Consider the following 23,370-nt stretch of genomic DNA (forward strand, 5'->3'; position numbering starts at 1 on the left):
GAGCCCCCGCTATTCCGCGGCCAAGGGCTGGCGGCGTGCCGCGGGAGCGGTGCGGAAGTCGAGGTCGCGGCTCACCAGCCGTTCGACTCCGGCCGAGGCGTCGGCCAGGATTTGTCGGTAGCCGGTGATCGAGCGGGCGAAGACGTTGTAAATGACAACGGCGGGAATGGCCGCGACGAGGCCGATCGCGGTGGCGAGCAGTGCCTCGGCGATGCCGGGGGCGACGACGGCGAGGTTTGTGGTCTGCGCCTCGCTGATGCCGATGAAGGCGTTCATGATGCCCCAGACCGTGCCGAACAGGCCGACGAAGGGTGCGGTCGAACCGATCGTGGCCAGAACGCCGGTGCCGCGCGACATGCGCCGGCCGGCCGCCGCTTCGATGCGCTGAAGACGTGAGCCGACGCGTTCCTTGAGGCCGCCGCCCGCCATGGACGCACCTTCCGAGACGGCGACCTCTTCCAGCGCGGCGCGGACGAGAAGGGCTGCCGGGCCGCCGCTCTTGTCGAGCGAACGGGACGCATCGGCCAGGCTTTTCGCTTCGCCGATGGCGCGTGCCGCGCGCTGGGCGCGCATTCTGGCGCCAGCCAGTTCCAGCGACTTCGCCAGCCAGACGGTCCAGGTCACCAGCGAAGCGAAGGCGAGGCCGATCATCACGGCCTTCACGACAATGTCGGCCGCCATGAACATGCCCCAGGGCGACAGGTCGTGCGGCAAGAGGGATGCTGGAGCGGATGGCAGGCCCCCCGGGGCCGGCGCGGCCGGCTCATCGACAGGCGTGGCGCTGACAGCGGGATCGATCCGAGGCGCCGGCGCTCCGGCATCGGCGGGCGCGGACGGTTGGGCCGATACAGCCGGCACTGTCGCCGGCGCGAGTTGCGGCTCTACCTGGGCTTGCGCTTGAGCAAAGGTTGCGGCAGCCAGAAGCCCGGCCGAACCGATGAACGCACTTACTCTCGAAACCATCTTGTTCCTCCGGCCGCCGCTCGGGAACCCGGCGTCCGTTTCCGCTGTTAGCAAATGATCTCATCGTGCTTTAGGCCGCACGAAATGACGCGGCAAGCCTTTTCATGAGTTTTTTGGTCATGAATTTGGGCGGAATTTCGGACAAAGACCAAGGGTTGTGGAAAAAACTCCAGGCAAATCAAAAACAAAGCCAGCTCGGTTCCGCTCTGCCCTTGACCTTCCAGTAGCTGGAAGCCCTATTTCGGAGGGACATTGCAACGCAGGAAGCGACGATGTCCGACCACAAGCATCATGACCATTGCGACCGTGCGGATCGCGTCGTTCACGGCAACACGGGTTCCCGCCCGGACCATGACGGCGAGCTTCATGCCGTCTCGATCGTGCGGGATCCCGTCTGCGGCATGACCGTCGACGTGAAGGGAAAGCCGACTGCCCGGCACGAGGGCCACGACTATCACTTCTGCAGCGATTCGTGCCGGGAGAAGTTCCTCAAGGAGCCCGACGCCTATATCGAGGCGACCGACCCGGTCTGCGGCATGACAGTCGATCGCGCCAGCGCGCAGAATTTCCTCCGCCATGAGGGCAAAGGCCACTATTTCTGCTCGACAGCCTGCAAGGAGAAGTTCGAGGCCGATCCGCAAAAATATTTCGGCGACCGTCCCGCTCCCGCCGCCATGCCCAAGGGCACGCAATACACCTGCCCCATGCATCCCGAGATCGTGCGTGATGCGCCCGGCTCCTGTCCGATCTGCGGAATGGCGCTCGAGCCGATGGGCGTGCCCACCGGCGACGAGGGACCAAATCCCGAACTGGTCGATTTCACACGCCGATTCTGGGTGAGCGCGATCCTCTCCTTGCCGCTGCTCGTCATCACCATGGGCCCCATGCTGGGGCTCCCCGTGCGCGACTGGATCGGCGAGCGGCCTGCGGTCTGGCTCGAATTCGTCCTGGCCACGCCGGTGGTGTTGTGGGCGGCAATTCCCTTCTTCCGTCGGGGCTGGGATTCGATCCTCAACCGAAGCCCCAATATGTGGACGCTGATCTCGATCGGCGTCGGCGCGGCCTACGCATACAGCGTGATTGCGACGCTGTTCCCCGACATCTTCCCGCATTCCTTCCGCGGGCATGGAGGCTCCGTGCCGGTCTATTTCGAGGCGGCCGCGGTGATCGTGGCGCTCGTCTTTCTCGGTCAGGTGCTGGAACTCAGGGCGCGCGAACGGACGGGCTCGGCGATCCGCGCGCTGCTCGACCTCGCACCCAAGACGGCCCGCCGCATCGAGGCCGACGGGTCGGAAAAGGACGTGCCGCTCGACGACGTGACGGCGGGCGACCGGCTGCGCGTGCGGCCCGGCGACAGCATTCCCGTCGATGGCGTCGTCACGGAGGGCCGTTCCTCGGTCGACGAATCGATGATTACCGGCGAGCCCCTGCCTGTCGAGAAGACCGAGGGAGACACGCTCACCGGCGGCACGTTGAACAAGAACGGCACGCTGGTCATGACGGCCGAGCGTGTCGGCGCCGAGACGATGCTGTCCCAGATCGTCGACATGGTCGCCAAGGCCCAGCGCAGCCGCGCGCCGATCCAAGGCCTTGCCGATCGCGTCTCTTACTATTTCGTGCCGGCCGTTGTGTTGATTGCCATCGTTTCCTTCGTCGTCTGGGCGATCTTCGGGCCGGAGCCGAGCATGATCTTCGCCATCGTCTCGGCAGTGTCGGTGCTCATCATAGCCTGTCCCTGTGCGCTCGGCCTGGCGACGCCGATGTCGATCATGACGGCAACCGGGCGCGGCGCGCAGGCCGGCGTATTGATCAAGGACGCGGAGGCGCTGGAGCGTTTCGCCAAGGTCGATACCCTCATCGTCGACAAAACAGGCACTTTGACCGAAGGCAAGCCCAAGCTGACGGATGTCGTGGCGCTGGAAGGCTTTGACGAGACGGAACTGCTTGCGCTCGCCGCAGGCCTCGAAAAGGGCTCGGAACATCCGCTAGCCGAGGCGATCGTCGAGGGCGCCGAGCAGCGCGGCATCAAGATCGCCGATGCTCAGGGCTTCGAGGCCGTCACGGGTAAGGGTGTTTCAGGCACGGTCTCCGGTCGAGCGGTGGCCTTGGGCAATCTCGCCATGATGGAAGAACTGGGGCTCGATGCCAATATCGCGGCGGCGCAGGCGGATGCGTTGCGCGCGGAGGGCCGCACAGCGATGTTCGTCGCGCTCGACGGCAAGCTCGCGGGCATCGTGGCGGTCGCCGATCCGGTGAAGCCGACCACGGCAGAGGCGATCCGGGCGCTCCATGCAAGCGGCATGCGCATCATCATGGCGACGGGCGACAACGAGAAAACGGCGCGGGCTGTCGCGAGCAAGCTCGGCATCGACGAAATCAGGGCAGACATGCTGCCGGAAAGCAAGAAGGCGCTCATCGACGAACTTCATGCCGAAGGCGCCAGGGTTGCGATGGCGGGCGATGGCGTGAACGACGCGCCGGCGCTTGCCGCGGCCGATGTCGGCATCGCCATGGGCACCGGCGCGGACGTGGCGGTTGAGAGCGCGGGCATCACGCTGGTCAAAGGCGATCTCAACGGCATCGTGCGGGCGCGCAGGCTGGCCGAGGCGACGATCCGGAACATCAAGCAGAACCTCTTTTTCGCCTTCGTTTACAATGCCCTTGGCGTTCCCGTGGCCGCCGGCGTGCTCTATCCTGTCTTCGGCACGCTGCTCTCGCCGATGATCGCGGCCGCCGCCATGAGCCTGTCTTCGGTCTCGGTCGTGGGCAACGCGCTGCGGCTCAGGGGACTGAAGCTTTAGGCAGAACCGGGAGGACCTGTCCGCTCCGGCAGTCTTGTGCCGGAGCCTCAACCCAAGGAGACATCATGACCATGGCAAAATTCTTCGTCACGCTCCTCGCCGCCGCCTTCCTGGCTTTTGCCGCTGCACCGGCCGGCGCCCAGGACCACAGCACACATGGCGCGGCCGCCGAGCAGCCGGCCGGCGATGCGGCTGTCGAGGCTTACAAGGCGGCAATGGACAAGATGCACTCGGCCATGTCCGGCATGGAGTATAGCGGCGACGCCGATATCGATTTCGCCCGCGGCATGATCCCTCACCACCAGGCCGCGATCGACATGGCCAAAACGGTGCTCGAGCATGGCAAGGATCCGGAAATCCGCAAGCTTGCCGAAGAGGTGATCGCGGCGCAGGAGCGCGAGATCAAGCAGCTCGAGTCATGGCTGGAGAAGCACGCCAAGATGTAGCTCGACAGCTGTCTCGCTGCACTATCAATCGCCCGCGTCTGGCGCTCATGGTCGGGTTTCGATCCTCGAGTCCGTGGGCCATAATACCGGCGAATGAGATCGCCTACGGGAGCAACGCGGCATGAGCAATCATCTGAATTTCTATATCGACGGCCAGTGGGTGGTGCCGACCAATCCCGCCAGGCTGCCCATCATCGATCCGTCGAGCGAGGAGGCCTATACGGAGATCTCGGTGGGCTCGAAGGCCGATGTCGACAAGGCGGTCGCCGCCGCGCGCACTGCTTTCGAGAGCTTCTCGCGGACCTCCTATGGCGAGCGACTGGCGCTCTTGAAGCGCATGCTCGACGCCTATAACGACCGCTACGAAGACATCGCGCAGGCCGTCTCGCAGGAGATGGGCGCGCCTATCGAATGGGCGCGCGGTGCCCAGGCCTGGGCCGGCCAGGCGCATTTCGAGGCCACGATCAAGGCGCTCGAGACCTATGAGTTCAGCGAGCGCCGCGGCACCACCATGGTCGTGAAGGAACCGATCGGCGTCTGCGCGCTGATCACGCCCTGGAACTGGCCGCTCAACCAGATCGTCTGCAAGGTGGCGCCGGCGATCGCCGCGGGCTGCACCGTGGTGCTGAAGCCGAGCGAGATCGCGCCGATCAGCGGCATCGTCTTCGCCGAGGCCATGCATGCGGCGGGCGTGCCGAAAGGCGTCTTCAACATGGTGAACGGCACCGGCCCCGATGTCGGCCAGGTCATGGCCGGCCACCCCGACGTAGACATGGTCTCCTTTACCGGCTCCACCCGCGCCGGCATCATCGTCGCCAAGACGGCCGCCGATACGGTCAAGCGCGTCGCCCAGGAACTCGGCGGCAAGTCCGCCAACATCATCCTGCCCGACGCCGATTTCGAGACGGCCGTGGCCAAGGGTGTCGAGGGCTGCTTCGGCAACAGCGGCCAGTCCTGCGACGCGCCCACCCGCATGCTGGTGCCGGCCGGACGCCACGACGAGGCACTCGCCATCGCCAAGAAAGCCGCCGAGGCTCACAAGGTCGGCCACCCCCACGCGGCCGACACCAAGCTCGGCCCCGTCGTCAGCCAGGTTCAGTACGACAAGATCCAACGGCTCATCGAAGCCGGCATCGCCGAAGGCGCGACCCTGGTCACCGGCGGGCCGGGCCGGCCGGAAGGATTGAACCGGGGCTATTACGTGCGCCCGACCGTATTCGGGCATGTCACACCGGAGATGACGATCGCGCGGGAGGAGATCTTCGGCCCGGTGCTATCGGTCATGTCCTACAAGGACGAGGACGACGCCGTGCGCATCGCCAACGATACGGTTTATGGCCTCGCCGCCTATGTGCAGTCCAAGGATCTGGACCGCGCCCGCAAGGTGGCCGCGCGCCTGCGTGCCGGGCAGGTCAGCATCAACTATCCGGAATGGGACACGTTCGCGCCCTTCGGCGGCTACAAGCAGTCCGGCAACGGCCGCGAATATGCCGACTGGGGCATCCACGACTTCCTGGAGATCAAGGGAATTGTTGGGTACGGGGCGTAGAGGCGCCCGGGATCGCCGGTTCCGCGTAGGTGGCATTCCGGGGGCGCTTCAGTCGTGTCACTGACGATCTCCTGCACCGTCGGGCGACCGGCCGAGAGGTCACGGAATGGATCCACGGATCACCTCGCTTCGCTCGGGTCCGTGGATGACGAAGCTTCTACGGCGATGCCAGTCACAAACGTTGGCGATTGGGCAGGCCCTCAACGTATCGTCATCCACGGACCCGCAGGCGAGCGAAGCGAAGCCGGAGGTGATCCGTGGATCCATTCCGTGACGTAGCGGCCGGTCTCCCAACCGTGCAGTCGATCGGAACGGCAGGGCTCGACAGTCACTCGCTCGTCGCCAATAGCACCAAGGCATGCATCGTCTCGGTTGCTGGCACCGGGATGCCGGCCGCGCGGCCCCTGCGGATCGCCTCGCCGGCGATCGCCTCGATTTCGGTGGGCCGCCCCGCCAGCACATCCTGGAGCATGGACGGCTTGTGATCGACATGTGTGTCCAGCGCATGGTCGATCAGGCCACGCACGGATGCGGCGTCCGCCGCCACGCCGCAGGCATTGGCGGCGGAGACCACCTCGCCTGCGATCCGCAGGGCAAGCGCACGTGCTTCGGGCACGCGTCCGATCCGCCCGACTGTCGAGCGGGTGGTTGCCGCGATGGTGTTGAGCGCCGCGTTGAAGGCGACCTTTTCCCAGATCGAAACCTCGACCTTTGGGTCGGCGGCGGCGTCGATGCCGCCGGCGCGGAAAGTCTCGGCAATGCGGTCGAGGATCGGCGCCGCAGTGCCGTCGCTGGTCATGAAACGCAGCTTGCCTTCGCCGTGCGAAGCTACATGGCCCGGCCCGATCATGTCCGCCGGACAGGTTGTCATGCCGACAAGCACCCGCGATGCGGGAGCGAATTCGAGCAGGATCTCCTTGTTGCCGAGCCCGTTCTGCAGGCTGAGCAGCGTCGTGTCGGGCTCGATGAGATGCCGTACGCCATCGAGGGCGGCGCGGCTGTGCATCGTCTTGGTGAAGACGAGGATCAGGTCGAACGGCCCTCGTGCGGTCGCCGGCGTTTCCGCCGGCAGCCGCGCCGTTTCGCTGCCTCGATCGGTATCGAGGCGAAGGCCATCCCGCCTTATGGCCTCCAGATGAGCGGCGTTCACGTCGATGAGCGTGACCGCGGCGCCGCCCGCCCTGAGGCGGCCGCCGAAGAAGGATCCCATCGCGCCAGCGCCGAGGACGGCGATCCTGAACGGCGCTGCGCTCATTGCAGCAGTCTCGGCAGGAAGAGCGAGATCGCCGGGAAGGCGGCCAGGACGGCGACCCGCAGTATCTCGGAAGCGAAGAAGGGCATCACACCCTTGAACGTCTCGCGCATCGGGACGTCCGGCGACAGCGAGTTGATGATGAAGACGTTCAGCCCCACGGGTGGCGTTATCAGGCCGAGCTCCACGACGATCAGGATGATGATGCCGAACCAGATCTTCAGCTCGTTCGGGTCGAGGCCGAAATCGAGGCCGGCGACGACCGGCCAGAAGAAGGGCACGGTGAGGATCACCATCGACAGGCTGTCCATCAGGCAGCCCAGGACGAGGTAGAGGAGGATGATCAGCACCATGATCGTCATCGGCGAGAGGCCGCTGCCCTGCAGCAGTTCCGCCGCGGCCTGCGGCACCCCCGCGCGCGCCATGAAGATCTTCAGGAGTTCCGCGCCGAGCAGGATCAGGAAGATCATGCCGCTCGTGCGGGCCGTCTCGAGCAACGCGTCGCCGATGCCGGCGATGGTCAGCCGGCTTCTCACCAGGCCGTAGGCGACGACAAGGAAGACGCCGATGGCTGCCGCCGCGGTCGGATTGTAGATGCCGGCATAGATGCCGCCGATCACGATGCCGAAGACGACCATGACCGGGATGACCGCGATCGTCGCCGCCACGAGCTCCTCGCGTCCGACAGCCTTTCCCTCGGGGCCCGAGCCTGGCACCAGTCGGACATAGATCGCGACGGTGAGGATGAAGAGCAGCATCGCCAGGATGCCAGGGATCAGGGCCGCGGCGAACATGGTCACCACATTCGCCTCGACCATGATGGCGTAGACGATGAGCACGACCGAGGGCGGGATGAGGATGCCAAGCGTGCCGCCGGCGGCGATCGTGCCGGTGGCGAGCGCGGGCGAGTAGCGGTATCGCTTCAGTTCGGGAAGGGCCACCTGGCCCATGGTGGAAGCGGTTGCCGTCGACGAGCCGCAGACCGCGCCGAAGCCGCCGCAGGCGGCGACCGCGGCCATGGCCACCCCGCCCCGGAAGCGGCCGAGCCAGGCATTGGCGCCGCGGAAGAGGTCGCGCGAAAGGCCGCAGCGGGAGGCAAGCCCGCCCATGAGGATGAACATGGGCACGACGGAGAGGTCGTAGTTGGAGAACTGCGCGTAGGCCAGATCCTTCAACTGGTTCATGACGATCGTCGGTCCGGATTGCAGGCTGACGCCGACGACGCCGACGAGGATCATCGTGTAGGCGATGGGCACGCGCACTGCGATCAGCGCGAGGAGGGCGAGAAGACCGGCAATGCCGATAGCGAAGCTGTCGAACATGGCTTCTTACTCGTTGGGAACGGGATGGGGTGTCGGGCGGCCGGTGCGGAAGCCCTGCCATCCCTCGAACAGGGTGATCAATGCCGCCACGACGAGAAGCCCCAGCGAGAACAGGATCGGTGGGAAAGCGGTCCATAGCGGCAATTGCAGCACCGGTGTCGATTCGGGAAAGCGCATGTAGCTGAAGAGGCCGAGATACATCTGCCGCAGCAGCAGCATCGAGAATGCCAGCGCGAAGAGCGAGGAGAACGCCACCATGGCCGACTTCGCCCGTTCGCTCATGCCTTCGGTGAAGATGTCGACGGTCACATTCGAGCCGGTGAGCTGGCAATAGGGCAGAAACATGAAAATGGCGATGGCGATGAAGTGCTTGACCAACTCATGGTCCGCCGCGAACGGCTTGGCGAAGAAGAGGTTGGACAGGGCGGAGAAGGCGGTCATGATCGACAGCGCCAGGGTGATGATACCGCCGAGCAGCGCCCAATAGCGGATGACGGCGGCAAGCGCTGCGATCCAGCGCGGCCGGCCGGGTGGGGGAGGGGGCTCGTTGCCCCCCTCCGCCGGATGAACGGCAACGCTCACGACTTGCGCGCCGCGATCGCCTTCTTCGCCGCGTCGGCAAGCGCTGCCGGGTCGAAGCCGGCATTGCCACGCTCGGTGATCCAGCGGTCGACCACCGGCGCCAGCAGCTTGTTGAAGGCGTCCATCTCTGCTTCGGTCAGAACGATGTGCTCATTGCCGGCATCGACGGCCATCTTGATCCCGGCGTCGTCGGAGGCGCGCCAGATGTTCGCCACCTCGCGCAGCCAATCCTCGCCGCTGTGCTTGGCGAAGACCGCCTGGAGGTCTTCCGGCAGTTCTTCCCAACGGGCCTGGTTCATCGATACCTGGAACGTCGTCGTGCCGAACCGCGTCATGTTCGGGCCTTCGATTTGGTACTGGGTCGATTCCTGAAGCTGGAGCGCAGGAATGATCTCCCACGGGATCAGCGCGCCGTCGACGGCGTGGGTGCTCAGCGCTTGCGGCAGGTCCGGCACCGGCATGGTAACGGGCGTTGCGCCCATCGCCTCGACGACGGCGTTGCCGGTCGGTCCCGGCACACGGATCTTGCGGCCTTTGATGTCTTCGGGCGTACGAACGGCGATGTTGGCCGTATGCAGCGCCTGCCCGGCGTGAACGTGCATGAAGAGCACGTGAACCCCGTCATATTCCGGCGCGAGGTGGCTTTCGAAGAGATCGCGCATGGCAAGGTTGGTGGCAGCCATGTCGTTGACGTAGACTGTCGGCAGTTCGAAGATCTCCGAGCGCGGGAAGAGGCCCGGCGTATAGCCGTTGACCGTCCAGACGATGTCGACGACGCCGTCCACCACCTGGCGGAAAAGCTGGGCGGGCGATCCGCCGAGCGACATGGAGGGGTAGAGCTCGATCTTCACGCGGCCGCCCGAATCCTTCTCGATCGCTTCGGCCCAGGGCTGCAGCATCTTCGTGTGCGCTGGCGCCTTCGGACCCAGGAAATGGTGCAGCTTCAGCGTGAATTCAGGCGACTGCGCATAGGCGTTGCGCATGACGAACGGCGTGGCGACGACGGCGCCAGCCCCCTTGAGGAATTGCCTGCGTTTCAACATCCCTTTCTCCTTTGTTTGCCGCCGGCCGGCGGTTTGTGATCGTTATAGCCGTTCGAGGGCAGGCGCGCAGCGGAGCCCGGCAGCGCGCGTTGCGCGTCCGGAGTTTTCCATCCTGCGGTGGTGATGCAATGCCATGCCGCCGACCCTCCCCAGTCGACCCCATGCGCCGTCCAACGGGGGCACTAAGGGCCCTGGAACAACGGCGATATCGGCCGCCAAGCGACCTTCCTCCCCAAACTAGTTTGTAGTCAAACATTTTTTGGGCGACTGTTCAAGAGCTGCCGTGTCCTCGGGAGCGCGCCGGCCCTTCTCGTTCAATCCAACACAGAGTGAATGCGCTTGAGCAACCGGATCAGTTCGTCCTTGCGGTCGCCGACGATCTCGTCGAGCTCACGGTCATGTGCCGCCGCATGCTCGGCCAATGTGGCGAACTTCGTCTCTCCGAGGGGCGTCAGCGAGAGCGTGTAGCTGCGCTTGTCGCTTGCGACGGTTTCGCGAGCGATCAGTTTCAGTCGCTGGAGATCGCGCAGCACCGGCGTGAGCGTGGATTTGTCCCGGCCGCTGGCCCGGCTCAGAGCCATCGGCGTGATACCGGGATTCTCGTGGATGAGGCTCAGCATGGCGAACCAGCCCGGCCGCAGCTTCGCCTCGCCGGTATGGCGTTTGAAGGCCTTGAAGGAAGCGTTTTGGGCGAGACGAAGATGAAAGCCGATCATGCCGTCCAGCGTGCCGAACCTCGCTGGCTCGGTTTTTTCCGCCGCGGCTTTCCGGCCGGTGCGTTTTCCGAGCGTGTTGGCAGTCATGGAGGGCGCGTTCCGGCGAGATGATGTTCGTATTGCGAACATATTCCAGCAGACAGCGCCGGACAAGATTAGTTTTGGGGCAAACTATCTTCGACCCGCTCCGGCATCTCATCCAGGAGCGGGTCGGTCGCAAGGTCAATGTCCGACTTTGCCGCGCTTGGCCCGGTTGCGGCGCGCCAGCATGTTGAGGCCCTCCACCAGGGCGGAGAAGCCCATCGCCGCATAGATGTATCCCTTGGGCACGTGATAGCCCATGCCGTCGGCGATCAGCGTCATGCCGATCATCAGAAGGAAGCCCAGGGCCAGCATGACGATCGTCGGGTTCTTGCCGATAAAATTGGCGAGCGGCGTTGCCGCCAGCATCATCACCGAGACCGCCACGATGACCGCGATGTACATGATGGCGATCTCGTTGGTCATGCCGACGGCGGTGATGATGGAGTCGATCGAGAAGACGAGGTCGAGAAGGAGAATCTGAAAGATGGCGCCACCCAAGGTGAGCTTCAGCGTGCTCGACACCGCGGCCGCGTGATCGGCCGGGTCGACCGTGTGGTGGATCTCGGTCGTCGCTTTCCAGACCAGGAAAAGGCCGCCTGCAATGAGGATCAGGTCCCGCCACGAGAAGCCGTGGTCGAAAAGAGTGAAGACCGGCGTCGTGAGCTGCACGATAAAGGAAATGGTGGCGAGCAGGACGAGCCGCATGATCAACGCAGCGCCGATGCCGAGCCGCCTCGCGGGCACCTGCTGTTCCGGCGGCAGCTTGTTGGTCAGGATCGAGATGAAGATCAGATTGTCGATGCCGAGCACGACCTCGAGGACGACGAGCGTGATCAGCGCCACCCAGGCGGTGGGATCGCTGAGCCACACGAAATGCGGTGCCAGGAATTCGATCATCTGTTGGATGCCCGTCTAGCCAGAGGAAGGTCCTGGCAGAGTTAGGGCTTGTATGAATGGCCGTCAATCAGGCGGGGGTGGTGAAGGTGAGTGGGAGGCATCCGGCAGTCGGTGCTCCCTGTACTCACTGCCAGAACGAAGGCACAGCCTCCTCCAGCCTGGGCCCGAGGCGCAGTGGTGCGATCTCTTCGGCAAGGCCGGTGCGATCCGAGATGTCGACACCGACGCCGCAGATCGTCGCCGGTCCGCTCGCCGCCTCGAAGCGGCCTTTCGGCACTTTCGACAGGAATCGATTGAGCGGCTCCTCCTTGTCCATGCCAAGCGAGGAGTCGTAGTCGCCGCACATGCCGGCATCCGTTATGTAGGCGGTGCCGCCGTTGAGGATCTGGTGGTCGGCCGTGGGTTGATGCGTATGGGTGCCGACGACGAAGCTTACCCGTCCGTCTACGAAATGGGCGAAGCACATCTTTTCGCTGGTGGCCTCGGCGTGGAAGTCGATCACCACGGCGTCGGCCTGCTCTCCAAGCGGGCAGGCGGCCAGCTCGCGCTCGGCGGCCTGGAAGGGGTCGTCGAGGTCAGGCTGCATGAAGACGCGGCCCATGATGTTGGCCACCAGCACGCGCGCGCCGTTCTTTGCGATGAACAGGCCGGAGCCGCGCCCCGGTGTGCCCTTGGGGAAATTGACCGGTCTCAGGAACCGTTCCTCGCGTGGCGCGAAGACCAGAGCTTCGCGCTGATCCCAGACATGATTGCCGGTGGTCACGACATCGGCGCCGGCAGCCAGCGTCTCGCGGAAGATCTCCTCGGTGATGCCGAAACCGCCGGCGGCGTTCTCGCCGTTGACGATGACGAAGTCGAGGCGGAAGTCGGAGATCAGGCCGGGAAGCTTCTCCCATACCGTCGTGCGGCCTGTGCGTCCGACCATGTCGCCGAGGAAAAGAAGTCTCATTGGAGAACCACGCCATAACATTGCAGCACCGCCCGGGATGGCGATGCTGCGTCAGCAAACAATCTCTTCTAGCCAGCGGTGCCGAAACGATGCAAGCCGCTTTCGGTCAGGATTTCCGGAAGTTCCACGTCGTGAGGCTCGTCCGGGACGTGGTCGACCTGCTGGCAGTCGAAGGCGATGCCGATCAGTCGCGGCGCGCGGCCCTGTCTCTGGAGCTTTGCGATCGCCCGATCGTAATAGCCTGCGCCGTAGCCGATACGATGGCCGCGGCGATCGAAGGCGGCGAGCGGCACCAGCATCACGTCCGGGTCGAGCACTTCCGCTTCTTCGCCGGGACCCGACGTGCCGAAACCCATGTCGACCAGCGGTGCGCCGCGCACCAGCTCGCGAAAGACGATCGTCGTCTTGTCCAGGATGGCCGGCAGGCACAGCCGCCCGCCTTTCTCCATCAGGGCGAACATCAGCGGCCGCACATCCACTTCCGAGCGCATCGGCCAGAAGCCGGAGGCGATCGCGCCCGGCACGATGGGGATCGCCTGGCTCGCCGTCTCGGCCATGCCGAGCGAGGCCTCGATGCGCCAGGCCGGATCGAGGGCGTCGCGCCGCGCGAGCGCATCGCGTCGCAGGGTCTTCTTGAGGATCCGCGATTCGGTCATGGCGCGATCATGCCACGCGAGGGGGAGCGTTGTTCTGTCGGTCGTCTCGGCTCACAAAAACGCGATCCCTGCATCAACTTTGTGTCACCCTGGTTGTTTGAAGTCGTACAATAACGGCCTGGTCTGGCTTGTGCGAGAGCGGCACGCAGCTACCTTGGGCCGACGGGCGAGTGGTGTTTTGGCGCGTGGCTATCGAAAGGACAACATGATGAGCCGTATCCTCTTCGTATGTGCCGCGCTGATCGGCCTAGCCGGCTGCGCGGCAGCCGATCCGTCGTTTCGGCAGGACAACCTCGCATCGACTGTTCAGGGCCGGCAGTCCCCCGACTTTGACGACGGCATGGATCGCCCGCCGGCCAGGCAGAGACCGGGCACAAACGTCTGGGATACCGCCGACAGCGGGGGGCCGTCCGACGCATTCAGCTTCATCAAGGCGTGGAATCTGCCGCCATCGCATTGGGAAATCTATTCGGGCCGCTGACGAGTTCTCCGGCAGTCCCGCGAGCTTGGTGTCTTGCTCCGGGGTGGAATGCGCCCGTCTTCCCCACGCGCCGGCCGACCCGTTCCGGCCCATTTCTGTTTTGGAGTGGAGAAGTGGCGATCCAGGCGACCGGTGGAGAAGTCGATCCCGGGAACCTACAAAGTAGGTGGGCGCCGTGTGAAAGAACCCACGGGTCCAATCAGGGACAGCTCCCTTCGAGATCGATAAGGCCCCGGGGAAATGTTACTCCTGCCGAGAGGCCCAGAACGCCGTGACCAATATAGTAGAGCCGATCGAGCGGCGCCAGCGTCAGCCGAACGAATTCACCGCGTTAGCGGAGAAATTGCCGCAAGGACCGGTCTTGCGCGTGCAAGACCCTCTCCGTAGGGTTCGCGTGAGACAAAAAGCAGGAACCAAGGCATGCGATTTGAGGGAACGTCGGCCTATGTCGCCGACAAGGATCTGATGGTGGCCGTCAACGCGGCCATTGCGCTGGAGCGCCCGCTCCTCGTCAAGGGCGAGCCGGGAACCGGCAAGACGGAACTCGCCAAGCAGGTGGCGGCCGCGTTGGGGCTCGACCTCATCGAATGGCACATCAAGTCGACGACCAAGGCCCAGCAGGGGCTTTACGAATACGATGCCGTCTCGCGGCTGCGCGATTCCCAGCTCGGGGACGAGCGTTTCAACGATATCCACAACTACATCCGGCGCGGCAAGCTGTGGGATGCCTTCTCCTTCGACAAAAAGGTCGTTCTGCTCATCGACGAGATCGACAAGGCTGACATCGAGTTCCCCAACGATCTCCTCCAGGAACTCGACAAGATGGAGTTCCATGTCTACGAGACCGGCGAGACCGTCCGAGCCAAGGTCCGGCCGATCGTCATCATCACGTCGAATAACGAGAAGGAGCTGCCGGACGCGTTCCTCAGGCGCTGCTTCTTCCACTATATCCGTTTCCCCGATGTCGACACGCTGCACCGCATCGTCGACGTGCATTATCCCGGCATCAAGCAAAGCCTGGTGCGTGCCGCCCTGACGCAGTTCTTCGAAGTTCGAGAGGTGTCAGGCCTCAAGAAGAAGCCCTCCACCTCCGAAGCGCTCGACTGGATACGGCTGCTCGTGGCCGATGACATCCAGCCGGAGGATTTGCGCACCGACGCCAAGAATGCATTGCCCAAGCTGCACGGCGCGCTTCTGAAGAACGAGCAGGACGTGCATCTGTTCGAGCGCCTTGCCTTCATGGCGCGTCGTCAGCAGGGATAGGACAGGAGGTTTCCCGGTTCTGGACCGTTGCCGATGCGGGCATAAATGCGGCTAAGACGACGTGTTGGGGCGTCCTTTTGCGTGTCCAGATCGGGCCGCGCGGTGCCTTGAGGAAAATCGAGGAGATATCAATGTCCACAGTCACCGTTCGCCCGCTTCAGCAATCGGACCATGCCGAATGGCGTCGGCTCTGGACGGCCTATCTGACCTTCTACGAAACCAGGCTGCCCGAAGAGGTCTACGCCTCCACTTGGCAGCGGCTCTTCACCGACGGTGAGTTCGAGCCGAGGGGCTTCCTCGCTCTCCTGGATGGCAAGCCGGTCGGTCTTGTCCATTATCTCTACCACCGCAGTTGCTGGTCGCTTGTCAACAATTGCTACCTGCAGGATCTCTTTGCCGATTCGCATATCCGCGGCAAAGGGGTGGGCGCCGCGCTGATCGCGGCGGTCAAGGACGAGGCGGCGAAGATCGGCGTCAAGAACGTCTACTGGATGACGCACGAGACGAATGCGACGGCGAGGAGGCTCTATGATCACGTGGCGCGGCGTACTGGTTTCATCGAATACGATCTGCTGTAGGATGGATACTGACAAGCGCTCCTTCGGTGGTTCTGCCTGATGTTCATCCCCTTCTTCCTCGAGCTCAAGGCCGCGCGGGTCCCGGTCTCGCTGCGCGAATACCTCACCCTGCTCGAGGGTCTGGAGGCCGACCTCGTCACCTATGACGTCGAGGGTTTCTACTATCTTGCGCGCTCGGCGTTGGTGAAGGACGAGCGGCATATCGATCGTTTCGACCAGGTGTTCTCCCACGTCTTCAAAGGCCTCGGGGCCGTGTCGGGGGAGGGGGCCGTCAATGTCGCCGACATCCCCGAGGAGTGGCTGCGCCGCCTCGCCGAAAAGCATCTCACGGAGGAGGAGAAGCGACTGGTCGAGGCGCTGGGCGGCTTCGAGAAACTGATGGAGACGTTGAAGAAGAGGCTGGAGGAACAGAAAGGGCGTCATCAGGGCGGCTCGAAATGGATCGGCACGGCCGGAACCTCGCCCTTCGGCGCCTATGGCTACAATCCCGAAGGGATCCGCATCGGCCAACATGAAAGCCGACATCGTCGCGCCGTGAAGGTGTGGGACAAGCGCGAGTTCCGGAACTTCGACGACACGATCGAGCTCGGCACGCGCAATATCAAGGTCGCACTGAAGAGGTTGCGCCGCTGGGTCCGCGAAGGCGCAGAGGAGGAGCTCGACCTGCCCGGCACCATCCATGCCACGGCCGAGCATGGCTATCTCGACGTCAAGACACGGCCCGAACGGCGCAACGCCGTAAAGCTCCTGATGTTCTTCGACGTCGGCGGCTCGATGGACGACCATATAAGGATTGTCGAGGAACTGTTCTCGGCGGCTCGCGCGGAGTTCCGGCAACTCGAATATTTCTATTTCCATAATTGCCTGTACGAGGGCGTATGGAAGGATAATCGCCGTCGGCACAGCGAGGTTATCCCGACCTACGACGTGCTCCACAAATATGGCCACGACTACAAGGTCGTTTTTGTCGGCGACGCCTCGATGAGCCCTTATGAGATCGCTTATGCCGGCGGTTCCGTCGAGCACTGGAACGCCGAGGCGGGCATCGTTTGGCTCAGCCGCGTGCTCGCGCAGTGGCCGAACGCCGTCTGGCTCAACCCGGTGCGCGAGCAGCACTGGGGCTACACCCATTCGATCGGCATGATCCGCGACGCCTTTGCAGGCCGCATGTATCCGCTGACGCTGGCGGGCCTAGAGGCCGCGACGAAGGAATTGTCGCGCAAGCACTGAGCATTGCCTGCACGGCACCCGCTTTCGCGGCCGGCTGCGCGACCCTACATTGGCATCGACATCAGAATCGGAGAAACCGCCGATGGAAGACCATCTTTATCCCGTCACCCGCACCGAGGCCGAGTGGCGCGCATTGCTGACCCCGGAACAATACGCCGTGATGCGCCAGCATGGTACCGAGCGTCCGGGAAGTTGCGCCCTTCTTCATGAAAAGCGCGCAGGCGCCTTCAAATGCGCCGGCTGCGATCAGCCCCTGTTCGAATCCAAGCTCAAATTCGAAAGCGGCACCGGCTGGCCAAGTTTCAACGATCCGGTGCCGGGCTCCGTGGAAACCACGACCGACCGGAGCTACGGCATGGTACGCACCGAGGTTCATTGCTCGCGCTGCGGCAGCCATCTCGGCCACGTCTTTGAGGATGGTCCGCCGCCGACCCATCTGCGTTATTGCATCAACGGAGTGGCGCTCAACTTCGAACCGGCGGAAAGTTGATCGAAGCAAATCAGAAGTTGAGCGCATCAAACCTCCGGCGCGAACTTCTGCCCCCCTTTGTTGCTGCGATAATCGACATACGAGTGTGATCTATATGTGACAGTCAGCGCAGACCTTTTGGGTTATAAGCTTAGTCAAGGGCGTGAGCGGGTTTATGGGGTTCCTTGGCAGATTATTGACTCAGGAGGTCACAGTGCGCTCAAAAATTCTTCTAACGGCATCGACGTTCTTGCTGCTTGCGGCTGGCGGTGCAATGGCGGCGGATGTTGTGGAAGCGCCGCCACCGGCCCCAGTTGCCGAAGTTCCGATCTTCACCTGGACGGGACCTTATCTCGGTATCCAGGGCGGGTATGCGTGGGGCGATGCCAGCTTGACCGATCCTGACATTCTCACGAATGGCGAGGATTTCAATGGCGGCATGCTGGGCGGCTTCATCGGCTACAACTGGCAGGCCGGCAACAACTTCGTCCTCGGCGCGGAAGCGGACATCAACGCCCTCTGGAACGATCAGACCTACGATTTCGGCGGTGTCGATCTCGATGTCGGCAGCGACTATCTGGCTTCTATCCGCGGCCGTGTGGGCTATGCCTGGGATCGTGCGTTGATCTTCGGAACGGGCGGTGTGGCATTCACCAACCTGTCCGCCGATGCGACTATTGCCGGTCCTCTAGGCGTCCCGCTCGACATCAGCGCCAGTGAAGACTTCACGGGCTGGACCATCGGTGCGGGCGTGGACTACGCCTTCACCGACAACTGGTTCGGCCGCCTGGAGTACCGCTACTACGACTTCGGCGACAAGGATCTCTTCGACAACACCAACTTCGATCTCCACTTCAACACTGTGACGGTGGGTGTCGCCTACAAGTGGTGATTTGAGCTTTGGGCCCGGGCGCAAGTTTCGGGCCCAGAACATACGGAGAAGGGGGAGGCGGCTTCAGCCGCTCGAAAAGCAGGCATGAGGGTGCACCCTCTGCCTGCTTTTTCGTTTTGCCGGATCGGAGAGTTCAGATCGCGATCGCCAGCAGGAGCCAGGCGGCCGCTCCAAGCTGGGGAAGCCAGGCCGAGGACGGCGTGGCTTTCTCGGCTGTGCGCCACACCGCCAGGAAGAGGAAGAAATTGTAAGGCAAGGCCGCCAGATGCACTGCGAGCGCGGCCGCTGCCGACCCCTTCATTGCCAGCACGACGAGAGCGGCAACCGTCGTCGCTATGTTGATGGCCGTGCCGACGACCACCATGTCCCACCAGAACAGCCGCGACAGCGGAATATTGCCGTGCCAGCGGGCGGCGAAGAAGCCTCGCGGTGTCTGATCCGATAGTTCGCTCGAAACGCCGTCGTTCATCGGGGCTGCATTATCGCACTTCGGATGACCGGCACCAAAGCACCGGTCTTGCCGGTCGGTGTACCGCATCGGCAATGGAATCGTAATGGCTTTTCTGGAGCCTCATGTTCGGCTACGGAAGGCCTGCGAAACAAGACGGCCGAACATTAATTTAGTCATCCGCCCTGCACGTTCGCATGGGACCAGTGCTGCTAATTACGGAAGAGCTTGGCCTGTTCGATCTCTCGTGCCTCAGCTTCATAGTCGTCTGCCATTCCTCTCAGTGTCTTGACCGTTTCGTCGTCGCTGATCCCGTTGGCCAAACGGCGGCACCGATTTGCTTGCGTTCGAAGGGCATCGATCTGCCGAGTGGTAGCGATATCGACAAAGATGTTTATCGCTCCTGCAAACTCTCCATTGTGAAAGATTGGCGTTGGAAAGGGAGTGAAGGCAACGCGCGTTCCGTCCGGACGCTCCGCAACCGCCGATACTCCCCGGACGGGCTGCCGGTGAGTTATTGCAAGAGCCATCGGGCAACTTTCATGGGGGAGATGTTGGCCCTCCAGAGTGTAAAGTTTCCAGGTGACGCACCAATGGTCCCGCCCGGGTTCGGGAAGACGGCCCGCGAAGTCGACACAGGCCTTGTTGAAGTGCGTCACCACTCCTTTGGTGCTGGTGAGGTAGACCGGAGCAGAAATCGCCTCAATGACAGGCTGGACCCTGTCGTCCAGGCTTGGGATCGAGCTGACGATGGCCGACAAGGTTTCCTCAGCCGTGGCCAGGGATACGAGCATGGATTTCCCCACCTCTGAGTAAACTTCGTTCAATGCGCAACTCGAACATTTGTTCCTCGCCTGCGGGAGTTCCTTGCTGGAAGTGGAACTGAAATGGGGTGATGGAGTTGGATGAAAGAAATACCGCCAATGAGCGTCGTAACGATCATAATGGTGCGCTGGTATTGAGATCTTCGGGAGGGAAAGAGGGATCCGCAAGATGGCCAAGCAGTTCGAGATCGGCGATCATGTAAGCTGGAATTCCGAAGCCGGTCGGGTGTCGGGAACCATTGTCGCGATCCATACCAGAGACTTCAACTACAAGGGGCATGTCCGTCACGCTTCCGAAGACGATCCTCAATACGAAATCAAAAGCGACAAGACCGACCATATCGCCGCGCACAAGGGCAGCGCCCTTGATCACATCCAAGGGTAAGCGGAGCGCGTGAAGCTGCCGTTCTTCACAATCGGCCATTCCAGCCGGAGCCTGGAAGAGTTCGTTGAACTGCTGAACGACGTGGGCACCGAACTTGTCGCCGACGTTAGAAAAGTCCCGAAATCCATGGCGAACCCACAGTTCGCCATGGATACGCTTCCTGACGCCCTGGCGGCCTTCGATATTTCCTATGAGCATATCGCAGCCCTCGGCGGCCTTCGCGGAAGGACACGAAGCGTAGGGTCGGAGATCAATGGTTTATGGAAAAACGAGAGCTTCCATAACTACGCCGATTATGCGCTCTCGCTGCAGTTTCACGCGGGATTCGAGCATCTGCTGGATGAGGGACGCCATCGGCGTTGCGTGATCATGTGCGCGGAAGCCGTATGGTGGCGATGTCACCGCCGCATCGTCGCCGACTATCTGATCGCGTCGGGGGAAACCGTTTTCCATATCATGGGGCAGGGCCGCCTGGAGCCCGCGCGCCTTACTCCGGGCGCTGTCGTTCGAGCCGGCAGTATGGTCGTCTATCCCGCCACGAATCGATCGGACGGGTAAGATCGGTCAAACCTGTAGTCGGCCATGCCCTTGGCGTCGCACGATACAGCTGCAGCACCGGACCGATTCCAATCCGATGCTGTGGGATTTGCTTTCCCAGTATTTCTACCGATAAACGATAGCCGCTGGGCGCCTTATCGAGGGTCAGGCCATGCCGAGCGCCGACATATAGAGATCGAGTATCGATTCCTCTTCCTCCCGCTCGGCCTGGTCCTTCTTGCGCAGCCGGACGATCGTGCGGATGGCCTTCGTGTCGAAGCCGGTGCCCTTTGCCTCGGCATAGACGTCCTTGATATCGTCTGCGATCGTCTTTTTCTCCTCCTCCAGCCGCTCGATGCGTTCGATGAAGGCCCGAAGCTGGCCGGCGGCCACGGTCTGGCTGGATTCGGTGATTTCGTCTGCCATGCATGTCTCCTGGAAGTGGGCGGCGACTCGGGGTCGCGAAAGATCGGCGTTTCGATTGCCCGATGGGGGAGGGAGGGTCAAGACAAAGAAGGAGCGAATAGCAGGTAGCGAATAAAGAAGGCCTTGCGCCTGAACGCTCGTGCAGCGCTATATTCGTTCACCGGCTCATCGATCGGTGACGATCTTCACCTTGTCCCCGGCCGAGACTGTGGCGCCGGGACCCAACGCATTGAGGACACGGAAGAGCTCCAGCTTACGGTCGACGCCGACCATCGAGGCGGCGAGCGAACCGACCGTGTCGCCCGGGCGCACTGTCACGAGACGGATGCGCAATGGCTTGAGCGCCGCCTTCTCGGCTGCCGTGAGCACCTTGAAGCTGCCGCTGACCGAGCGGGCAACGCCGTCGAGCGTCGTGCTGGCGGCGGGCGCGGCGGTGAGCAGCCGGTAGACCTGGCCGCCGTCGCCGGGGCGGATAACCACGACGTCGAACTGCCAGCCGCCGGCCCGTGCCTTTGCTGCCGCCGCGTCGTTGCCGTTGATCGAGACGGCGCGGATGCTGCTGGGGTCCAGGCCGGCAACCCAGCCGCTCCTGAGATAGTCGACCAGTGGCACCTTTGGATCGAGTGCCACGCCGTCGAAGCGCACGGCTGTCTCTCCAGGGCCGGTGGCAGTCACGGCGGCGGCGGAATTGTCGATGACGAAACCTGTGGGAACCGAGAAGGAGATACCGAGCCGCGGGTGCAGGAAGGTGTTGCCACGGACGAAGCCTTCGTCGGGCGTATCGCCGAACATCAGGCCGTCTATGCCCGCCAGGAAGGAATCGCGGTCGCGCGCGCCGGTGCCGCCGGGCGTGCCGAACTGGCGGGCGTGACGCTGGGCAAGTTCGATGCGCTGCGGCGCGTTGGGGTGGCTGGCCAGGAAGTCGAGGCTGGCGTCGGCCGCGCCGGTCACGCTGCGCAGGTCGCTATAGGCGGCCATGGATTGCAGGAAACGTGCCGCCGCGAAGGGGTCGTAGCCGGAGCGCGAGCTGTGCCGGATGCCGATCGCGTCGGCCTCCAGTTCCTGGTTGCGCGAGAATTGTGCCAGTCTGAGCTTCCCGCGCACGAGCGCCGCCTTGGCCGCCTGGCTGTCGCCCAGCACGTCGGAGACCACCTTGGTGGCCAGGACCTCCTCGGCTTCCTTCTGCTGGCGCTGCAGTCCGTGATTGGCCGTCACATGGCCCATCTCATGGGCGATGACGGCGGCGAGCTCGGCAGAGTCATTGGCCAGAGCCAGGAGGCCGCGTGTCACGTAGAGATAGCCGCCGGGCAGCGCGAAGGCATTGACGTTTGGCGAATTCAGAATGGTGATGCGGTAGGTCTGCGATGGGTTATCGGATTCGGCCGTAAGATTGCCGACGACCTTCGCGACCATGCGCTCCAACTTGGGATCGGAGTATTCGCCGCCATAGGTGGCCAGGATGCGCGGATGCTGGCCCTTGGCGAGTTCCGCCAGCCGGTCGTTGCGCGACACGGTATCGACGGTGACCGGATTGTTGGAGGGCTGGAAGGCATTCTCGCTCAGCCCGCCGCCGGGCGAGAGCATGCAGCCCGACAATGCCGTCATCGTCGCGACGGCGGCAACCATGCGCATCTGGCGCAGGCTCTGCGGCACGGGACGGGTAAAGTGCAAGGCTGCTTTCATCCTTTCGATTGGTCGGCCCCCAACACGACGCGGTCAGCCTTCATGGAGCTAAGCCACAGTCTTCGCGAATATACAAGAATACGCTCGCACCATGCAGGGTTCCATGACGGCCAATTATGTCGTCTTCCGGGCGGCTATTCGGATTACCGCCTCATTTACTTCCACCGACATAGCGTTGGAAGGCTGCCGGACCAGTTCCTTCAAAGAATTCGGCGGCATCGCCTTCGGCCGAGACCTGCCCGTTTTCGATGAAGACCACGCGCTCGGCGATGCGTCGTGCGTCCTCGGGATGGTGGCTGACGAGGAACACGGTCGGGCGGCGCTCGGCGTGGAGCTCGGCCAGGAGATCGAGCATTTCGGTCCGCAAAGCCGGCCCAAGCGATGCGAAAGGCTCGTCGAGCAGTAGAACCGGTCGATCCCGTACCAGCGCGCGAGCCAGTGCGACCCGCTGACGTTCGCCCCCGGACAGTTCGCGGGGCAAGCGCTTCTCCTTGCCGGCGAGGCCCGTGCGGGTGAGAGCCTCCGTCACTGCTGCCTGGTCGGTAGCGGAAAGCCTGAGCGACGGCGAGATGCCGAGGCCGACATTCTTCTCGACCGAAAGGTGCGCGAAGAGATTGTTCTCCTGAAAGACCATCGATACCGGCCGCTCGGCCGGCGGCAGCCGGGTGACGTCCCGGCCTGCGATCAGGACTTGCCCGAAAGACGGTATCTCGAAACCCGCGATAAGGTTGAGCAGTGTCGACTTGCCCGATCCGCTCGGACCCATGACGGCGACGATCGTACCGGCGGGAGCCGCCAGGTCGAAGGTCATCTCCGCCTCGCCATAGCTGAAGCGGAGCTTTTCGAGCACCACGGCTGCGCCGCCTTTCATGTGCGTTCCCTTCCTAAGCAGGC

At 63.4% G+C, this 23,370-nt stretch carries 25 protein-coding genes and 1 other RNA gene; 11 read left to right on the forward strand and 15 right to left on the reverse strand.

The window, feature by feature from the left end:
* Window positions 1-9 precede the first annotated feature (9 nt).
* Window positions 10-963, reverse strand: a complete 954-nt coding sequence (exbB, locus tag ACCO56_RS24220) for a tonB-system energizer ExbB (protein ID WP_433643448.1) — start codon at window positions 961-963, stop codon at window positions 10-12.
* Between the two features lie 272 nt (window positions 964-1,235).
* Between exbB and ACCO56_RS24225 the strand changes: the two genes are divergently transcribed.
* The 3 genes from ACCO56_RS24225 to ACCO56_RS24235 all read left to right on the forward strand — a co-directional run bounded on the left by ACCO56_RS24225 (window position 1,236) and on the right by ACCO56_RS24235 (window position 5,759).
* A complete protein-coding gene (locus ACCO56_RS24225) occupies window positions 1,236-3,764 on the forward strand; it encodes a heavy metal translocating P-type ATPase (protein ID WP_433643449.1) in 2,529 nt (842 codons plus the stop codon).
* A 65-nt stretch (window positions 3,765-3,829) separates the two neighbouring features.
* Window positions 3,830-4,210, forward strand: a complete 381-nt coding sequence (gene copM / locus ACCO56_RS24230; protein WP_433643450.1) for a CopM family metallochaperone — start codon at window positions 3,830-3,832, stop codon at window positions 4,208-4,210.
* A gap of 121 nt (window positions 4,211-4,331) precedes the next feature.
* Window positions 4,332-5,759: an aldehyde dehydrogenase family protein gene (locus ACCO56_RS24235; RefSeq protein WP_433643451.1), complete on the forward strand. Its 1,428-nt coding sequence runs from the start codon at window positions 4,332-4,334 to the stop codon at window positions 5,757-5,759.
* A gap of 328 nt (window positions 5,760-6,087) precedes the next feature.
* On the opposite strand, the gene ACCO56_RS24240 is transcribed toward ACCO56_RS24235, so the two are convergent.
* From ACCO56_RS24240 to ACCO56_RS24275, 8 genes are all read right to left on the reverse strand, one after another.
* Window positions 6,088-7,014: a ketopantoate reductase family protein gene (locus ACCO56_RS24240; RefSeq protein ID WP_433643452.1), complete on the reverse strand. Its 927-nt coding sequence runs from the start codon at window positions 7,012-7,014 to the stop codon at window positions 6,088-6,090.
* Entirely contained in the window at window positions 7,011-8,333 is a 1,323-nt protein-coding gene (locus ACCO56_RS24245; protein ID WP_433643453.1) for a TRAP transporter large permease, read from the reverse strand. The genes ACCO56_RS24240 and ACCO56_RS24245 overlap by 4 nt, the downstream gene beginning before the upstream one ends.
* 6 nt (window positions 8,334-8,339) lie before the next feature.
* Window positions 8,340-8,915 carry a TRAP transporter small permease gene (locus ACCO56_RS24250; RefSeq protein ID WP_433643454.1) on the reverse strand — a complete coding sequence of 192 codons (576 nt, stop codon included), beginning with the start codon at window positions 8,913-8,915 and terminating at the stop codon, window positions 8,340-8,342.
* Entirely contained in the window at window positions 8,912-9,958 is a 1,047-nt protein-coding gene (locus ACCO56_RS24255; RefSeq protein ID WP_433643455.1) for a TRAP transporter substrate-binding protein, read from the reverse strand. The genes ACCO56_RS24250 and ACCO56_RS24255 overlap by 4 nt, the downstream gene beginning before the upstream one ends.
* 314 nt (window positions 9,959-10,272) lie before the next feature.
* The gene (locus tag ACCO56_RS24260; protein ID WP_433643456.1) at window positions 10,273-10,761 is read right to left on the reverse strand and encodes a MarR family winged helix-turn-helix transcriptional regulator; all 489 of its coding nucleotides are present in this window, start codon (window positions 10,759-10,761) and stop codon (window positions 10,273-10,275) included.
* 135 nt (window positions 10,762-10,896) lie between these two features.
* Window positions 10,897-11,655: a TerC family protein gene (locus ACCO56_RS24265; RefSeq protein WP_433643457.1), complete on the reverse strand. Its 759-nt coding sequence runs from the start codon at window positions 11,653-11,655 to the stop codon at window positions 10,897-10,899.
* 124 nt (window positions 11,656-11,779) lie between these two features.
* Complete coding sequence (locus tag ACCO56_RS24270; protein ID WP_433643458.1) at window positions 11,780-12,604, reverse strand: TIGR00282 family metallophosphoesterase; 825 nt, start codon at window positions 12,602-12,604, stop codon at window positions 11,780-11,782.
* Between the two features lie 68 nt (window positions 12,605-12,672).
* Window positions 12,673-13,260, reverse strand: a complete 588-nt coding sequence (locus tag ACCO56_RS24275) for a 5-formyltetrahydrofolate cyclo-ligase (RefSeq protein ID WP_433643459.1) — start codon at window positions 13,258-13,260, stop codon at window positions 12,673-12,675.
* 205 nt (window positions 13,261-13,465) lie between these two features.
* Between ACCO56_RS24275 and ACCO56_RS24280 the strand changes: the two genes are divergently transcribed.
* Window positions 13,466-13,741, forward strand: coding sequence for a hypothetical protein (locus ACCO56_RS24280; RefSeq protein ID WP_433643460.1), 276 nt, complete (start codon window positions 13,466-13,468; stop codon window positions 13,739-13,741).
* A gap of 114 nt (window positions 13,742-13,855) precedes the next feature.
* Here ACCO56_RS24280 and ssrS read toward each other — a convergent pair.
* Window positions 13,856-14,012: non-coding RNA, 6S RNA (ssrS, locus tag ACCO56_RS24285), on the reverse strand.
* A 149-nt stretch (window positions 14,013-14,161) separates the two neighbouring features.
* Here ssrS and ACCO56_RS24290 point away from each other — a divergent pair.
* From ACCO56_RS24290 to ACCO56_RS24310, 5 genes are all read left to right on the forward strand, one after another.
* On the forward strand, window positions 14,162-15,004 hold the full coding sequence (locus ACCO56_RS24290; RefSeq protein ID WP_433643461.1) for an AAA family ATPase: 843 nt from the start codon (window positions 14,162-14,164) through the stop codon (window positions 15,002-15,004).
* A 131-nt stretch (window positions 15,005-15,135) separates the two neighbouring features.
* The gene (locus ACCO56_RS24295) at window positions 15,136-15,582 is read left to right on the forward strand and encodes an N-acetyltransferase family protein (RefSeq protein WP_433643462.1); all 447 of its coding nucleotides are present in this window, start codon (window positions 15,136-15,138) and stop codon (window positions 15,580-15,582) included.
* 39 nt (window positions 15,583-15,621) lie between these two features.
* A complete protein-coding gene (locus ACCO56_RS24300; RefSeq protein ID WP_433643463.1) occupies window positions 15,622-16,812 on the forward strand; it encodes a vWA domain-containing protein in 1,191 nt (396 codons plus the stop codon).
* An 82-nt stretch (window positions 16,813-16,894) separates the two neighbouring features.
* On the forward strand, window positions 16,895-17,302 hold the full coding sequence (gene msrB / locus ACCO56_RS24305) for a peptide-methionine (R)-S-oxide reductase MsrB (protein WP_433643464.1): 408 nt from the start codon (window positions 16,895-16,897) through the stop codon (window positions 17,300-17,302).
* A 193-nt stretch (window positions 17,303-17,495) separates the two neighbouring features.
* Window positions 17,496-18,173, forward strand: a complete 678-nt coding sequence (locus ACCO56_RS24310; protein ID WP_433643465.1) for an outer membrane protein — start codon at window positions 17,496-17,498, stop codon at window positions 18,171-18,173.
* Window positions 18,174-18,306: 133 nt separating this feature from the next.
* On the opposite strand, the gene ACCO56_RS24315 is transcribed toward ACCO56_RS24310, so the two are convergent.
* The gene (locus ACCO56_RS24315) at window positions 18,307-18,642 is read right to left on the reverse strand and encodes a hypothetical protein (RefSeq protein ID WP_433643466.1); all 336 of its coding nucleotides are present in this window, start codon (window positions 18,640-18,642) and stop codon (window positions 18,307-18,309) included.
* A 191-nt stretch (window positions 18,643-18,833) separates the two neighbouring features.
* On the reverse strand, window positions 18,834-19,415 hold the full coding sequence (locus tag ACCO56_RS24320) for a hypothetical protein (RefSeq protein ID WP_433643467.1): 582 nt from the start codon (window positions 19,413-19,415) through the stop codon (window positions 18,834-18,836).
* A 199-nt stretch (window positions 19,416-19,614) separates the two neighbouring features.
* Here ACCO56_RS24320 and ACCO56_RS24325 point away from each other — a divergent pair, with 199 nt between their 5' ends.
* Both ACCO56_RS24325 and ACCO56_RS24330 read left to right on the forward strand, forming a co-directional pair.
* A complete protein-coding gene (locus ACCO56_RS24325; protein WP_433643468.1) occupies window positions 19,615-19,830 on the forward strand; it encodes a DUF2945 domain-containing protein in 216 nt (71 codons plus the stop codon).
* Window positions 19,831-19,839: 9 nt separating this feature from the next.
* A complete protein-coding gene (locus ACCO56_RS24330; protein WP_433643469.1) occupies window positions 19,840-20,388 on the forward strand; it encodes a DUF488 domain-containing protein in 549 nt (182 codons plus the stop codon).
* Window positions 20,389-20,532: 144 nt separating this feature from the next.
* On the opposite strand, the gene ACCO56_RS24335 is transcribed toward ACCO56_RS24330, so the two are convergent.
* The 3 genes from ACCO56_RS24335 to thiQ all read right to left on the reverse strand — a co-directional run bounded on the left by ACCO56_RS24335 (window position 20,533) and on the right by thiQ (window position 23,347).
* A complete protein-coding gene (locus ACCO56_RS24335) occupies window positions 20,533-20,793 on the reverse strand; it encodes a DUF2312 domain-containing protein (protein ID WP_433643470.1) in 261 nt (86 codons plus the stop codon).
* A 165-nt stretch (window positions 20,794-20,958) separates the two neighbouring features.
* Complete coding sequence (locus tag ACCO56_RS24340) at window positions 20,959-22,398, reverse strand: M48 family metalloprotease (protein ID WP_433643577.1); 1,440 nt, start codon at window positions 22,396-22,398, stop codon at window positions 20,959-20,961.
* Between the two features lie 229 nt (window positions 22,399-22,627).
* Window positions 22,628-23,347: a thiamine ABC transporter ATP-binding protein gene (gene thiQ / locus ACCO56_RS24345; RefSeq protein WP_433643471.1), complete on the reverse strand. Its 720-nt coding sequence runs from the start codon at window positions 23,345-23,347 to the stop codon at window positions 22,628-22,630.
* Between the last annotated feature and the right edge of the window lie 23 nt (window positions 23,348-23,370).

Source organism: Mesorhizobium sp. 1B3, from assembly GCF_050958605.1.
GTDB lineage: Bacteria > Pseudomonadota > Alphaproteobacteria > Rhizobiales > Rhizobiaceae.

Coding starts and splice junctions, on each gene's coding strand:
- exbB (WP_433643448.1), bottom strand. CDS start 963: ATGGTTTCGAGAGTAAGTGCGTTCATCGGTTCGGCCGGGCTTCTGGCT.
- ACCO56_RS24225 (WP_433643449.1), top strand. CDS start 1,236: ATGTCCGACCACAAGCATCATGACCATTGCGACCGTGCGGATCGCGTC.
- copM (WP_433643450.1), top strand. CDS start 3,830: ATGACCATGGCAAAATTCTTCGTCACGCTCCTCGCCGCCGCCTTCCTG.
- ACCO56_RS24235 (WP_433643451.1), top strand. CDS start 4,332: ATGAGCAATCATCTGAATTTCTATATCGACGGCCAGTGGGTGGTGCCG.
- ACCO56_RS24240 (WP_433643452.1), bottom strand. CDS start 7,014: ATGAGCGCAGCGCCGTTCAGGATCGCCGTCCTCGGCGCTGGCGCGATG.
- ACCO56_RS24245 (WP_433643453.1), bottom strand. CDS start 8,333: ATGTTCGACAGCTTCGCTATCGGCATTGCCGGTCTTCTCGCCCTCCTC.
- ACCO56_RS24255 (WP_433643455.1), bottom strand. CDS start 9,958: ATGTTGAAACGCAGGCAATTCCTCAAGGGGGCTGGCGCCGTCGTCGCC.
- ACCO56_RS24260 (WP_433643456.1), bottom strand. CDS start 10,761: ATGACTGCCAACACGCTCGGAAAACGCACCGGCCGGAAAGCCGCGGCG.
- ACCO56_RS24265 (WP_433643457.1), bottom strand. CDS start 11,655: ATGATCGAATTCCTGGCACCGCATTTCGTGTGGCTCAGCGATCCCACC.
- ACCO56_RS24270 (WP_433643458.1), bottom strand. CDS start 12,604: ATGAGACTTCTTTTCCTCGGCGACATGGTCGGACGCACAGGCCGCACG.
- ACCO56_RS24275 (WP_433643459.1), bottom strand. CDS start 13,260: ATGACCGAATCGCGGATCCTCAAGAAGACCCTGCGACGCGATGCGCTC.
- ACCO56_RS24280 (WP_433643460.1), top strand. CDS start 13,466: ATGATGAGCCGTATCCTCTTCGTATGTGCCGCGCTGATCGGCCTAGCC.
- ACCO56_RS24290 (WP_433643461.1), top strand. CDS start 14,162: ATGCGATTTGAGGGAACGTCGGCCTATGTCGCCGACAAGGATCTGATG.
- ACCO56_RS24295 (WP_433643462.1), top strand. CDS start 15,136: ATGTCCACAGTCACCGTTCGCCCGCTTCAGCAATCGGACCATGCCGAA.
- ACCO56_RS24300 (WP_433643463.1), top strand. CDS start 15,622: ATGTTCATCCCCTTCTTCCTCGAGCTCAAGGCCGCGCGGGTCCCGGTC.
- msrB (WP_433643464.1), top strand. CDS start 16,895: ATGGAAGACCATCTTTATCCCGTCACCCGCACCGAGGCCGAGTGGCGC.
- ACCO56_RS24315 (WP_433643466.1), bottom strand. CDS start 18,642: ATGAACGACGGCGTTTCGAGCGAACTATCGGATCAGACACCGCGAGGC.
- ACCO56_RS24320 (WP_433643467.1), bottom strand. CDS start 19,415: ATGCTCGTATCCCTGGCCACGGCTGAGGAAACCTTGTCGGCCATCGTC.
- ACCO56_RS24325 (WP_433643468.1), top strand. CDS start 19,615: ATGGCCAAGCAGTTCGAGATCGGCGATCATGTAAGCTGGAATTCCGAA.
- ACCO56_RS24335 (WP_433643470.1), bottom strand. CDS start 20,793: ATGGCAGACGAAATCACCGAATCCAGCCAGACCGTGGCCGCCGGCCAG.
- ACCO56_RS24340 (WP_433643577.1), bottom strand. CDS start 22,398: ATGACGGCATTGTCGGGCTGCATGCTCTCGCCCGGCGGCGGGCTGAGC.
- thiQ (WP_433643471.1), bottom strand. CDS start 23,347: ATGAAAGGCGGCGCAGCCGTGGTGCTCGAAAAGCTCCGCTTCAGCTAT.